The organism is Brevundimonas nasdae (genome assembly GCF_016654005.1).
In the GTDB taxonomy this organism is placed as follows: domain Bacteria; phylum Pseudomonadota; class Alphaproteobacteria; order Caulobacterales; family Caulobacteraceae; genus Brevundimonas; species Brevundimonas nasdae.
This window is the reverse complement of the sequence record NZ_JAEPWN010000001.1, coordinates 41,922-55,811: the sequence shown is the minus strand read 5'-3', so window position 1 is coordinate 55,811 and position 13,890 is coordinate 41,922. Positions and strand designations below refer to the sequence as shown.

Here is a 13,890-nt window from a genome sequence, read left to right as displayed (position 1 = left end):
GCCCTTATCTTTTGCCTGTTCCTTGAGGATCAGCCCGAGGTCGAAGTCCGGGGGGCGGCGATGTTGCCGTCCTCGTGTCCGCCTTCGGTCAGGACGGGACCGGGATGGTTGTCGCCGTTCGCGCCGTTCGCCCAGCCCTTGATGAAGAAGCTGACGATGATGAACAGCACGCCTGCGGCCAGACCGGCCCAGCCCAGCTTCTCGAACACTTCAAGCGAGGTCTGCAGCGCCAGTTGCGGGTTCAGCACCTGACCGCCGACCGTCTCCGTGCCGGCCAGACCGGCGATCCAGCCGCCGACATACTGGGCGATGGAGGAGGCCAGGAACCAGACGGCCATCATGAAGCTGACCACCTGGGGCATCGACAGTTTGGTGATCTGCGACAGGCCCACCGGCGACAGGAACAGCTCACCCGTCGTATGGAACATGTACAGCAGCGCCAGCAGCACGATCGGCATCTGGAAGGCCGAGTTGGTCAGGCCAGCGCCCCACACCACGACCATGAAGCCCAGACCGACCTGCAGCAGGCCCAGACCGAACTTGAAGGTCGGGTCCGGGTCACGCTTGGCGCGGCCCAGCTTGACCCACAGGGCCGCAAAGATCGGCGCGAAGATCAGGATGAAGCCGGCGTTGAACGACTGGGTCTGGGACGCGGTCATCGTGGTGTCGATGAACATGCCCTGGCCCACCAGACCGGCGGCGGCGATCTGCGCCGGGGTGCCGAAGGTGAAGGGTCCGAACTGCACCGCTGCGGACAGCAGGTTCAGGTCGACGTTACGGTCCGCAAACAGGTTCAGCGAGGTGCCGGCCTGTTCGAACAGGGTGAAGAAGATGACCGATCCGAAGATCAGCACCACGGCCAGCATCATGCGCTGACGCTCCGCCCAGGTCTTGCAGACCCTCATCATCACATAGCCGATGAAGGCCAACGACAGGATGGTCGCAATGCCCAGCACCGTGCCGACCAGGGCGTTGCGCTGAACCATGAACCAAACCGGGATCACGCCCAGCAGGCCCAAAAGATAGATCGAATATTCGCGGTTGATCGGTCCCAGCAGCTTGGCCTTCAGCTTGCCCTCGACCGGCGGCTCGCCCTTGCCCTGCAGCAGGGGCTTGCCCAGCACGAAGACGATCAGGCCCGCCAGCATGCCCAGCCCGGCCAGGCCGAAGCCCGCCCACCAGCCGACCGTCTGACCCAGAAGTCCGCACAGCACCGCCGCCCAGAACGAACCCAGGTTGATGCCGTAGTAGTACAGGGTGAAGCCTGCATCGCGCCGCGGGTCGCCCTGCGGGTACAACTGTCCGACCAGGGTCGAGATGTTGGGCTTCAGGAAGCCGACGCCCATGATGATCAGGGAGATGGCCAGGAAGAAGACGTTCTCGCCCAGCGGATCACGCTTGGCTTCCAGCGTGTAGGAATCCTTGGCCAGTTCGGCGGGCAGCGGCGAGGCCGCAGGCAGGCCCTCGATGGCCAGGCCGCCGTTCTCACCGGCGTCGAAGTGGTAGGACTTGCCGTCGACGATGATGCCGCGTGTGCCCGTGTCGCCGCGTCCCTCGGTCACGACCTGATAGGTCTGGCCCGCATATGACAGGTTCTGGGTCGTGTCCTTGCCTTCAAAGGCCATCATGCCGTGGCCCGCGACCAGCAGCACGGCGCCGAAGGCGATGGCCTTGCGCGTGCCGATGAAGCGGTCGGCCAGGATGCCGCCCAACAGGGGCACCAGATAGACCAGAGAGGTGTAGGAGCCGTAGATCGAACCCGCCTCGCCGTCCCCGAACAGGAAGTGCTGGGTCAGATAAAAGATCAGAAGGCCGCGCATGCCGTAGTAGGAGAAACGCTCCCACATTTCGGCGAAGAAGCAGATAATCAGCCCGCGCGGGTGGTTCCTGAGAATCTGCAGAAGCACGGGAATCCCCGTGGCGAGGGTGATGACCACCCCCAGAAGAACGACGATGTTCATGCCTACCCTTTGTAATCGGAGCCTTTTCGGCTCTCGGTCGCATTGAGAGAAGACGGACAGGTCCGTCTTCCCGCCCCCGTGGCGAAACGTGGAAAAAACCACCGCGCCCATTCGTTTACAAGCGCTAACCCTGCGTGACCCGTGGTCGCGGGTTTGCGCGCGGCTGATACAACCTATGCGAGCCGTCATGGCCCAATGTCTGCAATGAAGGAAGGGAGAGCCAGAACGGGTTTCAAAATGGGAGACCGCCATGCCAATCCGACCCATTCGACCATCGGATTTCGACGCGCTGAACCGTCTTCACCGCCAGGTGGGATGGCCAGAGCGCTCGCAGGCCGGCTGGCGTTGGCTGGATGAGAACCCCGCGCGCCTGTTCAGCGGCGCCCCGTCCGGCTGGGTGGTCGCCGATGAAGCGGATGCGCCGGTCGCCATGCTGGGCAATTTCGTGCAGCGTTTCCACCACGGCCCGCGCATCCTGCACGGGGCGACCGGCTTTTCGATCATCGTGCCGCCCGAGCAGAAGGGCGCCAGCCGGGGCCTGATCAACACCTTCGTCAAACAGCAGGGCATGTTCGCCCGCTACACCCTGAACGCCAACGCCCGCTCGGCGCCCCTGTATCCCAAGTTCGGCATGACGCCCTTCCCGGTCGAAACCGCCAGCGTGAAACTGTCCTGGATCGTCGACAAACTGGCCTGCGCCAAGGGGCGGATGCTGCGCAAGCTGTTCGGCGGCCTGTCGGCCTCAGCGGCGACGCGTCTGGGCGAACAGCTGATGAACCGCAGGCTGTTCCGCCCCGAACCGCTGAAACTGGCCGCCGACATCGCCCCTCTGCGCGATCTGTCGGATCGGTCCGAATACGCCGACTTCTGGCGCGATCTGGTCGCGGAAGGCCATCTGCTGGCCGACCGCAGCCCGGCCATGATGCGCTGGCGGATGAGCGACCCCGATCAGACCGTGCGTCCGCTGCTGCTGGGCCTGCGCCGCAACGGCCGCATCGTCGGCGTCGCCATGGCGTCGATGGACAAGAACAATCTGATCGAGCCGCCCTGTCTGGACATTCTGGACCTGGCCGCCCTGAAGTCCGCGCCGGAGGCCATCGAGGTCCTGGCCGCCGCCCTGGTCGCCAACGCCCGCGGCATGGGCGCGGCCAAGGTGCGGCTGCAGGTCGTGACGACGGAGCTTCTGGAAAGCCTGGGCGCTCTGGCGGCGACGGCCCGTCGCGAGGGCGGCTGGGGCCACGGCCATGCCGTGATCGACGAGCCGGAACTGGCCTCGGCCTGGGCGCCGACCCCGTTCGACGGCGACTACGCCATCTGCAACCGCCCGACGCCCCTGTCGGCCCGCAAGCGCCGCGCGCAGGTCCAGGCCACGCCGCAGGGTCGTCTGTCGAAGGCTTGAGCGCCGCTCAGGCTTTCTGACGGCCCAGGACTTAGGCCTTGCGCTTCAGTTCGTCGCGGATTTCGACCAGCAGCTGTTCCGTGGCGGTCGGGGCGGCGGGCTCCGCCGGGGCTTCCGCCGTCTGGCGACGCAGCTTGTTGATCAGCTTGACCATCATGAAGATGACGAAGGCCACGATCACAAACTGGATCAGCACATTGATGAAGGCGCCGTATTCGATGACGGCGGGCGCGCCTTCGGGATTGGTCGGATTGACCGGCAGGGTGATCTTGAGGTCCGAGAAGTTGATCCCGCCGATCAGCCAGCCGATGGGCGGCATCACGACCTGATCGACCAGGCTGGTGACGATCTTGCCGAACGCCCCGCCGATGATCACACCGACCGCCAGGTCGACCACATTGCCCTTTACCGCGAACTCGCGGAATTCAGACACCAGACTCATAGTTTCCCCTCGGGTCAGTCGTATTCAGTGCAAGGCCGCAGGCCTTCAGGCGTCACCCGAAGCGTTCAGCCGCTCACGCAGTTCCTTGCCGCTTTTAAAGAAAGGCACGGCCTTGGCCGGCACCTCGACGGTTTCGCCCGTGCGCGGGTTGCGGCCCGAACGCGCCGGACGCGACCGGACGGAAAAGGCGCCGAAACCGCGCAGCTCGACCCGGCCGCCGTCAGACAGCGCCTCGGTCATTTTTCCCAGAATCACATTCACCAGCCGCTCCACCTCCGCATGGGTCAGGTGGGTGTTTTCAGCCGCCAGCTTCTCGATCAGTTCAGACTTGATCATCAAGGCCCCCTGCCGGGTCGCATCGGACGGACCACCGCCGGACAACGATCCACAAGCTGCACCCTAACCTCGCTCAGCGGCGCGAAAAAGCCCTTATCCGCCAATGACACGCGGCTTTAGCAAGAAAATCGCAAGCTTTGCCGCACGACCAGAGGCTGAAAAACAGAAGGGCGGCGGGATTTCTCCCGCCGCCCTCAGCATCTCCCTTGCGGGAAAAGCTTAGTCCTTGGCGCTCGCGCTCTTCAGAGCAGCGCCCAGGATGTCGCCCAGCGAAGCGCCCGAGTCGGACGAGCCGAACTGTTCGATGGCTTCCTGTTCGTCCTTCATTTCCAGCGCCTTGATCGACACCGAGATGCGGCGCGAGGCCTTGTCCACGGCGGTGATCATGGCGTCGACGCGGTCGCCGACGGCGAAGCGTTCCGGACGTTGTTCATTACGGTCGCGCGACAGGTCCGACTTGCGGACGAAGGCCGTGACCGGCGCATCGTCTTCACCGAACTTGACTTCGATGCCGCCCGACTCGATCGACGAGACGGTGACGGTGATCTGCTGGCCGCGGCGATAGGTGTCGCCTTCGCCGATCGGATCGCCGCCCAGCTGCTTGATGCCCAGCGAGACGCGTTCCTTCTCGACGTCGACGTCCAGGACCTTGGCCTTGACCATTTCGCCCTTGCGGTAACGCTGGATGGCTTCTTCACCCGACACCGACCAGTCGAGGTCGGACAGGTGCACCATGCCGTCGATGTCGTTGTCCAGACCGATGAACAGGCCGAACTCGGTGGCGTTCTTGACTTCGCCCTCGACGGTCGAACCGATCGGGTGGTTGGCGACGAAGGCGTCCCACGGATTGTCCTGAGCCTGCTTCAGGCCCAGCGAGATGCGGCGCTTGGAGGCGTCGACATCCAGAACCACGACGTCGACTTCCTGCGAGGTCGAGACGATCTTGCCGGGGTGGACGTTCTTCTTGGTCCAGGACATTTCCGAGACGTGCACCAGGCCCTCGACACCGGCTTCCAGCTCCACGAAGGCGCCGTAGTCGGTGATGTTGGTGATGCGGCCCGTGTACTTGGCGCCGACCGGATACTTGGCTTCCACGCCGTCCCAGGGGTCCGACTGCAGTTGCTTCATGCCCAGCGAGATGCGTTGGGTGTCCGGGTTGATCTTGACGATCTGGACCTTGACGGTGTCGCCGACGGCCAGAACTTGCGACGGATGCGAGACGCGCTTCCACGACATGTCGGTGACGTGCAGCAGGCCGTCGATGCCGCCCAGGTCAACGAACGCACCGTAGTCGGTGATGTTCTTGACGACGCCTTCGCGGATTTCACCCTCTTGCAGCTGGCCGACCAGCTCGGTGCGCTGTTCGGCGCGGGCTTCTTCCAGGATGGCGCGACGCGAGACGACGATGTTGCCGCGCGGACGGTCCATTTTCAGGATGGCGAAGGGCTGTTCCTTGCCCATCAGCGGACCGACGTCGCGGACCGGACGGATGTCGACTTGCGAGCCGGGCAGGAAGGCCGAGGCGCCGCCCAGATCGACGGTGAAGCCGCCCTTGACGCGGCCAACGATGGCGCCGTTGACCGGCTGGCCTTCTGCGAACACGACTTCCAGGCGGGTCCAGGCTTCTTCGCGGCGAGCCTTGTCGCGGCTGATGACGGCTTCGCCCAGGGCGTTCTCGACGCGCTCCAGGTAAACCTCGACGTTGTCGCCGACCTTGGGCAGGGCGCCGTCTTCGCCTTGACCGAACTCGCGCATGGCGATGCGGCCTTCGGTCTTCAGACCGACGTCGATGATGACGATGTCTTTTTCAATGCCGACGACGCGGCCGTGAACGACCTGGCCTTCGCCGAAGTCGCGGCCCGAGAGTTGTTCGTCGAGCAGCGCGGCGAAATCGTCGCGCGAGGGATTGAGGGTGTCAGTCATGGAGCTGAAAAGCATCCTGGGGGCTAAGGGCGCGCGGCCGGAGAGCCTCACGCGAGTGAACGCTTCTCGAACGGCTGAACGCCGCGCGTGAAACGATGGGAAAAGGATTTAGTCAGGTCGTCAGGATGCGAGGCCGTTCAGAAACGATCAGGACGCCCGCGGAAGCCGAGGTTGGAGCGTTGGATTTGCCAAACCCGCCCTAAAGGCCGTGTTTCGCGCGCGCCGCCTCGACGATACGGCGGGCCGCATCGAAGGCGGCTTCTATACCCATGTCGGTCGTATCCAGCAAGACCGCGTCGTCAGCCTGGACCATAGGCGCCGCGCCCCGCCCGGCGTCGCGTTCGTCTCGGCGCTGAATATCGGCCAGCATGTCCTCGAAACTGATGTCCGATCCGCGTGCGGCCAGCTGTTTCCAGCGGCGCGCAGCGCGCACCTCGGGCGTGGCGGTGACGAACAGCTTGGCCGGGGCGTCAGGGGCGATCACCGTGCCGATGTCGCGCCCGTCCAGAACCGCCCCGCCCACCTGGGCGGCAAACGCCTGCTGCAGGTCCAGCAGGGCCGAGCGCACGCCGGTGAAGCTGGCGACCCGACTTGCCGCCTCGCCCGCCTCGCCCGTGGTCAGGCCGGGATCATCGGACAGGCCGGACGCATCCAGCCCCCGCGCCGCCTCGGTCGCAGCGGCCTCGTCGTCCAGCGACAGCCCTTGGGCCAACAGGCGCGCGCCCACGGCCCGGTACAGCAATCCGGTGTCCAGGTGCGGCAGGCCATAGGTCAGGGCCAGACGGGCGGCGATGGTGCCCTTGCCCGAGGCGGCCGGGCCGTCGACGGCGATGATCAGGGTCACACAGGTCTCCGCAGCGCGTGGCGCAGTCAAACTTCATCCCGAACGCACGAGAGGGCGAACCAGATAGCGAGGATTATCACGGCAATCCAGCCGCCCGGACTAAACCCGGGTCAGGCGCGCCGCCCGAACAGGCCGTGCAGGGCGATGGCCGCCAGCAGAACCGCCATGCCCGCACTGACCACGATGGCCGTCGCATAGAAAACGATCAGGGCCCAGAAGATCACCGGCCGCTCGACCAGATGGACGTCCGGCCCCTTGCGGTTGTTCAGCACGCCGATGTCCAGGCCGTGCAGAACCTCGCGCGCGCCGATCACGCAGCCCCAGCCGATCAGCACCGCGATCACCAGGGTCACGAGCGGACTGAGCCAGGCGACGCGCCTGCGCCCGCCCAGGCCGGGGTCCGGCATCAGTCGATCTGTCCGCCCAGGCCGTTGATCATGTCGACGAAGCCGGGGAAGCTGGTGGCGATCATTTCAGGATCCAGCACCGACACCGGCTGTTCGGCGGCCAGACCCAGGATCAGGTGGCTCATGGCGATGCGGTGGTCATGGGCGGTGGCGACGGTGGCGCCGCCCTGCACAGGTCCACCCGTGACCAGGAAGCCTTCCGGCTCTTCCTCGACCTGAACGCCGCAGGCGCGCAAGCCCTCGACCATCAGCGAGATTCGGTCGCTTTCCTTGACCCGCATCTCGCCCACGCCGCGCATGACGGTGACGCCGTCCGCAAAGGCCGCCGTCGCCGCCAGGATCGGATATTCGTCGATCATCGACGCCGCGCGCTCTTCCGGCACAACGACGCCCTTCAGCTGGGAATAGCGGGCGGTGATGTCGCCGACATCCTCGCCACCAGCTTCACGCCGGTTGTTGATGGTCAGGTCGGCGCCCATTTCGACCCAGGTGTCGAACAGGCCGGTGCGCAGGCCATTCAGCATCACGCCCTCGACCGTCACTTCCGAACCCGGAACAATCAGACCGGCCGCCAGCGGGAAGGCCGCAGACGACGGATCGCCCGGCACCGCCACATGGGTCGCCTTCAACGGCTGGCCGCCCTTCAGCGTGATCTTCCAGCCCTCGCCCTGCTCCTCGACCACGACTTCGGCGCCGAAGGCCCGCAGCATCCGCTCGGTGTGGTCGCGGCTCTTTTCCGGCTCGGTCACCGTCGTAACGCCCTCGGCGTTCAGGCCCGCCAGCAGGATGGCCGACTTGATCTGGGCCGAGGCCACGGTCTGCACATAGTCGATGCCCGTCAGGGTTCCGCCGGTCAGTGCCACCGGCACGCGGTCTTCCGCCGCCAGCCAGCCGAAACGCGCGCCCATGTCGGCCAGGGGTCCGGTCACCCGCTTCATCGGCCGTTTGCGCAAGGAGGCGTCGCCGTCAAAGGTCGCCGTCAGCGGATAGCCCGCCGCCGCCCCCATCAGCAGCCGCACCCCGGTTCCGGCGTTGCCGCAGTCGATCACGGACAGGGGCGTCTTGAAGCCGCCCGCCCCCTCGATCCGCCATTCGCCCTCGCCGGTGCGCTCGACCTTGGCGCCGAAAGCCTCGACGGCGCGGGCGCTCGCCAAAACGTCATCGCCCTCCAGCAGGCCCTCGACCGTGGTCACCCCGACGGCCATGCCGCCAAAGATCATCGAACGGTGCGACATGGACTTATCGCCGGGCGCACGGACCTTTCCGGCCAGTGCGGACGAACGGTGGGCGGTCAGTTGGGAAGGCATTTTCACCCGCTTGAGGCTGCAATGTCGGAAGGGCCGCGCGGGCGGCGCGAAAGATGGCTTTTGACAGCGGGTCCGTGGAGTGGCAAGGGACCGCCCCGAATTCAACCCGTTGAAAGTGTCCGCACGTGGCCAATCCCGAACTGGGCGCCAAGCAGGTCTGCCCCAACTGTCAGGCGAAGTTCTACGACCTGAACCGCCGTCCCGCCCACTGCCCCAAGTGCGGCACGGACTTTGATCCCGAAGAAGCGCTGAAGCTGCGCAGCCGTCGCGTCCGTCCGGGCTATCCGGCCGACGACGAGGACACGGAAGATCAGGTCAAGGACAAGGCCGCCGAATCCGATGAGGACGAGGAGGAAGAAGTCCGGGCGCCGGAAATCGACGAGGAAGGCCACGAGCCGATTCTGACCCCGGACGACGACGATGATTCCCCCGCCGATGCTTCGGAAGAAGCCGGCATGGGCGCCACCGACGGCGACGACGACGATCTGCTGGCCGACGACGATGACGACTCCGTCCCCTTCATCGAGGACGAAGACGACGACTCGCTGGAAGACGAAATCACCAAGCCGACCCGCGACGACGACTGATCCCGAGATTCGGGCCTGACGCGCTTCGCGCGTCTTTGAGGCCGGTTTCCACCGGCTCTTTGAGAATGGCCCGGATTTCTTGTTGCACCCGCCGCATTTTTCGCTAGAGAAACGCGGCGGGACAGCAGGGCTTTCGGACCTTTCGGTTTGAAAAACCTGCGTATTTTCACCTCCGGGAACGATGTGAAAATAAATCTCGAAACGGGCTTGATCCTAGAAAAAGCCTGACATAGTTTCCGCCGCCTCGCCGGGGGCCATCGCAAGATGAACCGGGCGATCCAGACCGCAAGGTCCGGGGCTTTAGCTCAGTTGGTAGAGCGCTTGCATGGCATGCAAGAGGTCAGCGGTTCGACTCCGCTAAGCTCCACCAATCAGTCTCCCCCTTTCACCGGCCAGCCGGGGAAGGGGGAGACTGGCCACTCTTTTCAGACAGTTAGACGGTTAACTCGCGCGGCAATCTCTCCGTGGAGAGGATTTCCGCGCTGTTTGGTCGGCTGTGCCCCGCCCCATTCTCCAGGCCCACATTTCCACTTCCGGGTTTGGCCGTGCGTGTTCGCGGAGAAGGGTTAGCCCGAACTGAGCCGCCGCCGGAGGACCGGCGGCGGGCTTGTGTTTCTGGTGGTGCGTAAGGGTCGAGTCTAGCCGACCGCACCGATGGCCATGAACAGCCTGCGCTGCTCGTTCCAATCCATCGGGAAGGGACGGGCGATCAAGGCGCCGAGCGACAGGGCCTGGGGCTGACGCCCCGAGACGATCTGCTCCACCAGATCCGGAGCCATGTAGGCCAGAGGCAGTATCTGGCCGAGATACCGAACACAGAGATTCTCGGCCTTGGCCAGTTGGGTGGTCGATCCATGACGACCCGTCCTGAGGTCGGCCGTCCATCGCCTGGCTATGGCGACGGCCCTGACCAGGGCGCGATCAATCCGATTGGCCGCAGTTGGGGATTGTCCCTCGGCCTCTATCAAGACCGCGTTGTGTCGGTGCTTCAACCGCACCGGCAGGATCCACTCGATCTCGCCGTCGGCTCGCTCCTGTCGTTCGGCGCCCTGGATCGTTCGGTCCCTAGGAATCGCTCCCTTGGCCGTGAGGATACGAACCTGGGTCTCACCGAGCTTGACCTTGGCCACGGCGGTTCTCAACCGCTGGTCGGGGTCGGCGTCCATTTTCCAGGCTTGATCAAGCGCCGGAAGGATCCTGTTGGCGACGAAGGCCTCGATCACCCCGGCGGAGATTCGCGCCACGCTACCGGCCTCGTCCTTCCTTCCATTTTCCAGGGCGACCGAGGAGTAAAAGCGGTAACGCTGGCCAGCCTTCCCTTTGGTATGCACCGGCCGCATCGTATGTCCCCGGTCATCCTTCAGAATGCCGACCAGAAGGCCGCTGGTTCCCTTGGCGCGATCCTCGGTGAGCGATTGGCTGCGCCGTGTCAGGGCCGCGTTGACGGCCTCCCAGGTCTCGGGAGGCACTATCGCCTCGTGTGCCCCCTCGACCAGCTTCTCCTTGTGCCTGAGCGCGCCCTTGTAGACGGGGTTCATCAGGATCAGCCGCAAGGCGCCGGGACTGATCACCGCCCCGCCCCGAACCTTTCCAGCCTTGGTGGTCCTGAGCTTGGATCGGACGCCCTGTCGCTTCAGTTCGGCCTGTAGCTCCAGGACCGAGCGCAGTTCGAGGTATCGCTCGAACATCATCCTGACCGTGGGCGCTTCATCGGTGTTCGGGAGCAGCCTGTGGTCCACGCCATCGTACCCGAGTGGCGGCGGCCCGCCCATCCACATCCCCTTGGCCTTGGACGCGGCGATCTTGTCGCGGATACGCTCCGCCGTGACCTCCCGCTCGAACTGGGCGAAGGACAGCAGGACGTTCAGGGTCAGCCGTCCCATGCTGTTGGTAGTGTTGAAAGCCTGGGTCACCGAGACGAAGCTGACGCCCCTGGCGTCGAAGGCATCCACCATCTTGGCGAAGTCCGGTAGCGATCGGGTCAGCCGATCCACCTTGTAGACCACCACGATGTCGATCTCGCCCTTGGCGATGTCCGCCATGAGCTGCTTCAGCCCCGGCCGCTCCATGCTACCGCCGGAATAGCCACCGTCATCATATTCCCGGGGCAGGGCCTGCCAACCCTCGCCGGCCTGGGACAAGACATAGGCCTCGCAGGCCTCTCGCTGGGCATGCAGGCTGTTGAAGCCCTGCTCCAGCCCTTCCTCGGTGGATTTGCGGGTGTAGATGGCGCAGCGCAGGACCTTCATGGTCGCCCGACCTTTCCATGACCGGCCTTCCTCTGACCGAAGAAGGCCGGTCCGTTCCACTTCGTGCCTGTGATGGCGAAGGCGACCTGGCTGAGGGAGACGAAGTCCCGACCCCGGTAGTTGAAGCCTTCCTCCTTCACCCAGACCTCATGGCGTTCACCTCGCCAGTCCTTCACGAAGCAACTGCCGGCCTTGATCCTCGGAGCCTGGGACGGCTGGTAGGCCTCGTCCTCGGCGAACCGCTCGGCCAGCTTGGCCAGGCGCTGTTCCATGGTCCGGGAAAGGCCGCCCTCACGGGCGACCTGTTCGCGATAGGCGATCTCCCGCGCCATCAGGTCGCGGGATCGGAGCTTGGGCGGGGCGGTCATGAACTTGTCCCGCCATTCCGCCCGCAGGCCCTCCAGGGTCACCATGTCTTCCGCCATCAGGCAGCCGTGATGCGATAGACGGTCAGGCACTCGACCTTCTCGGTCGCCACCGCCAGGCCCAGCTTCTTGCGGATCTGCCCAGCGATAGCGCCGCGCACGCTATGGGCCTGCCAACCGGTCGCCGCCATGATCTGGGCCGCCGTGGCGCCTTCGGGACGGCGCAGCAGTGCGATCACCTGGCTGATCTTGCTGATGTGCTCTGGCTTCAATGCACATTCCCCAGTCGCCTTCACATTGTTCTCGTTCATGATTTCTCTCCATCCGCACCCTTGCGGTGGAGCGACCAACGCTTCCTTCCGCCGCCAAGTCCAATGGAAGAAGGAGAAATCTCAGCTTTCGGATTCTATCCGCCGGAGGAGTTCCAGGGCACGGGTCAGGACGCCCACCTCATCCGCGAACGCCGAAACGCGTGACAGGGCGTCCATCACGTCGGAGGCCGTGGCCAAGTCACCCGCCTGCTCCAGCCGCGTCCAGATCGCCGACAACATGATGTCTTCCAAATGCCGGGGTCGGAGGTTCTCGTCTTCACTCTCAGTCATGGCCTCCATACGGGCTTCCTTCGACCCGGAAGTCGAGGGAGAGCCGTATGGAAGAAGGTACGCGACATCTACATTCCCGACCTGTCTCTCGACGCCATCAAGGTGCGGACGCAGGATTTTCGATGAGGGTTGAGCCCGCGCGCCTCGAGCCTGCTGTCAACGTGGCGCAGACGGTCGCACCGCCGGGTCTCGACTGGGAAGGAGACCGCACCGTAGAACGTCGCGGTTCGACAGCATGAGGTTCATGCCGAACCCGGGCGTTCCATCGCGCGTGTTTGCCAGACGACGGAACACCTTCAGGCTTTCAGGGCTGGGCAGGGTCCCGGCGAGAGCGTCGCGGGTGTACCGCATCGCGAAGCCGGCGATCAGGTCGGCGGCCTGCACGCCCGGCGAGCCGGTCGAAGCCGTGAAGGTCAACTCGCATGTTTCGACGAACCGATAGTCGGCCCTCGCGAGCGCCACCCTCCTGTCGTCTGCGGCCAGGCCTTCGACCGCCTGTTTCGACGACCGGAGGATCTCCGCCACATAGGGCTGGTCGTCATGGACGATCTGCACCTCCGCCAAGCTCCCGCCCCGAAGCTTGTTGATCCGGGCATAGAGATTGGTGAAGGCCGACAGGTGCGGGAGGACCCAGACCTCCTTGCCCGTGTGACCCGAATCGGGAAGCGGCAGGAACTGGCGCTGCACCTCCGGCTTCGACACACCGGCTTTGCGATAGTCTTTCAGACTGTCGAGAGTGAAGAAGCGGATGGCGCCGGCAGGACTGTCGCGTGGCGTCTCGGGCGGCGCCCATTGAAGGACGGCGCGGAAGGCGGCCTTCAGGCTCGCCTCTCCCGGGTTGCGACACGCCTGAATGAAGGCGTCATAGACCTCCACCGGCGCGGTATCATGGAGTTGCTCGGCGAGTTGCGCGCGGAACCAGAGCGCGCTCGGATTGTGATCGTCCGGCGACAGGGGACGCATGACCAGGGTGTTGATCATGGTCGCCCCCAGGGTGAACCGCTTGTCCATCACCTCGAGAAGGATGCCGCCACCTAAGGCGTCTATCGCGTCCAGAAGCTCCGAGACGACGGCCGACGTCGCATGACCTTTGCTCGATTTCAGTTCGGCGGCCTGCGAAAACCGGCACCTACGAATTTGGGCCAACCGGTCGGCGAGGCCCTGCTCGTCATCAACGCCGACGGCCGCCAGAGCGAAGACCGGCTGCTGTTTGAAATCAAGACCGGCCCCAGCCTTGGACAGGTCCCCGGTCGTGCCGCTCTCATCCAGAAAGTAGCGCGACGGCGCATGGTCGGATTGGGTCATTGTGCTCTTCCACCTCTCTCGAGGGCGGCGCCTTCGCATCTTGCGGGATCATAGCGACCGGTTTGCGCCACGACTCCGAGCTCAGTTCTGTTTGAACGCACGCCATGCCCGGCGAACTCGCTCGTCGAGCTTGGGGCGGACAGAGCGCACGTCTCCAAGGAGA

Annotated in this window: 14 protein-coding genes and 1 tRNA gene; 3 read left to right on the top strand and 12 right to left on the bottom strand. The window is 64.9% G+C overall.

The features are described 5' to 3' along the window. Positions 1–29: 29 nt before the first annotated feature. Complete coding sequence (locus tag JKF87_RS00280; protein WP_201096326.1) at positions 30–1,961, bottom strand: peptide MFS transporter; 1,932 nt, start codon at positions 1,959–1,961, stop codon at positions 30–32. Positions 1,962–2,211: 250 nt separating this feature from the next. Between JKF87_RS00280 and JKF87_RS00275 the strand changes: the two genes are divergently transcribed. Beyond that, complete coding sequence (locus tag JKF87_RS00275) at positions 2,212–3,360, top strand: N-acetyltransferase (protein ID WP_201096325.1); 1,149 nt, start codon at positions 2,212–2,214, stop codon at positions 3,358–3,360. Between the two features lie 31 nt (positions 3,361–3,391). On the opposite strand, the gene mscL is transcribed toward JKF87_RS00275, so the two are convergent. The 6 genes from mscL to aroA form a co-directional block, all read right to left on the bottom strand. Next, positions 3,392–3,802 (bottom strand): large-conductance mechanosensitive channel protein MscL, encoded by a 411-nt coding sequence (gene mscL / locus JKF87_RS00270; RefSeq protein ID WP_236260992.1) that lies wholly within the window; start codon positions 3,800–3,802, stop codon positions 3,392–3,394. Positions 3,803–3,847: 45 nt separating this feature from the next. After that, positions 3,848–4,138, bottom strand: coding sequence for an integration host factor subunit beta (locus tag JKF87_RS00265; protein ID WP_201096324.1), 291 nt, complete (start codon positions 4,136–4,138; stop codon positions 3,848–3,850). 219 nt (positions 4,139–4,357) lie between these two features. Next, on the bottom strand, positions 4,358–6,061 hold the full coding sequence (rpsA, locus tag JKF87_RS00260) for a 30S ribosomal protein S1 (protein ID WP_201096323.1): 1,704 nt from the start codon (positions 6,059–6,061) through the stop codon (positions 4,358–4,360). Positions 6,062–6,260: 199 nt separating this feature from the next. Beyond that, a complete protein-coding gene (gene cmk, locus JKF87_RS00255; protein ID WP_201096322.1) occupies positions 6,261–6,905 on the bottom strand; it encodes a (d)CMP kinase in 645 nt (214 codons plus the stop codon). Positions 6,906–7,015: 110 nt separating this feature from the next. Beyond that, positions 7,016–7,312: a hypothetical protein gene (locus JKF87_RS00250; protein ID WP_201096321.1), complete on the bottom strand. Its 297-nt coding sequence runs from the start codon at positions 7,310–7,312 to the stop codon at positions 7,016–7,018. Then, complete coding sequence (gene aroA / locus JKF87_RS00245; protein WP_201096320.1) at positions 7,312–8,619, bottom strand: 3-phosphoshikimate 1-carboxyvinyltransferase; 1,308 nt, start codon at positions 8,617–8,619, stop codon at positions 7,312–7,314. Before aroA ends, JKF87_RS00250 begins: the two co-directional genes overlap by 1 nt. Before the next feature lie 125 nt (positions 8,620–8,744). Here aroA and JKF87_RS00240 point away from each other — a divergent pair, with 125 nt between their 5' ends. Next, positions 8,745–9,206 (top strand): TIGR02300 family protein, encoded by a 462-nt coding sequence (locus JKF87_RS00240; RefSeq protein WP_201096319.1) that lies wholly within the window; start codon positions 8,745–8,747, stop codon positions 9,204–9,206. A 294-nt stretch (positions 9,207–9,500) separates the two neighbouring features. Beyond that, positions 9,501–9,576: transfer RNA gene (locus JKF87_RS00235), tRNA-Ala, on the top strand. Positions 9,577–9,844: 268 nt separating this feature from the next. Here the strand turns inward: JKF87_RS00235 and JKF87_RS00230 are convergent. The 5 genes from JKF87_RS00230 to JKF87_RS00210 all read right to left on the bottom strand — a co-directional run bounded on the left by JKF87_RS00230 (position 9,845) and on the right by JKF87_RS00210 (position 13,727). Beyond that, positions 9,845–11,455 carry a recombinase family protein gene (locus JKF87_RS00230; protein ID WP_201096318.1) on the bottom strand — a complete coding sequence of 537 codons (1,611 nt, stop codon included), beginning with the start codon at positions 11,453–11,455 and terminating at the stop codon, positions 9,845–9,847. Further along, on the bottom strand, positions 11,452–11,913 hold the full coding sequence (locus JKF87_RS00225; RefSeq protein ID WP_201096317.1) for a DUF2924 domain-containing protein: 462 nt from the start codon (positions 11,911–11,913) through the stop codon (positions 11,452–11,454). The genes JKF87_RS00230 and JKF87_RS00225 overlap by 4 nt, the downstream gene beginning before the upstream one ends. Then, a complete protein-coding gene (locus JKF87_RS00220) occupies positions 11,880–12,131 on the bottom strand; it encodes a DUF3489 domain-containing protein (protein WP_201096316.1) in 252 nt (83 codons plus the stop codon). The genes JKF87_RS00225 and JKF87_RS00220 overlap by 34 nt, the downstream gene beginning before the upstream one ends. Positions 12,132–12,212: 81 nt before the next feature. Next, a complete protein-coding gene (locus JKF87_RS00215) occupies positions 12,213–12,431 on the bottom strand; it encodes a hypothetical protein (RefSeq protein WP_201096315.1) in 219 nt (72 codons plus the stop codon). 147 nt (positions 12,432–12,578) lie between these two features. Beyond that, positions 12,579–13,727: a DUF3800 domain-containing protein gene (locus JKF87_RS00210; RefSeq protein WP_201096313.1), complete on the bottom strand. Its 1,149-nt coding sequence runs from the start codon at positions 13,725–13,727 to the stop codon at positions 12,579–12,581. Positions 13,728–13,890: the final 163 nt, after the last annotated feature.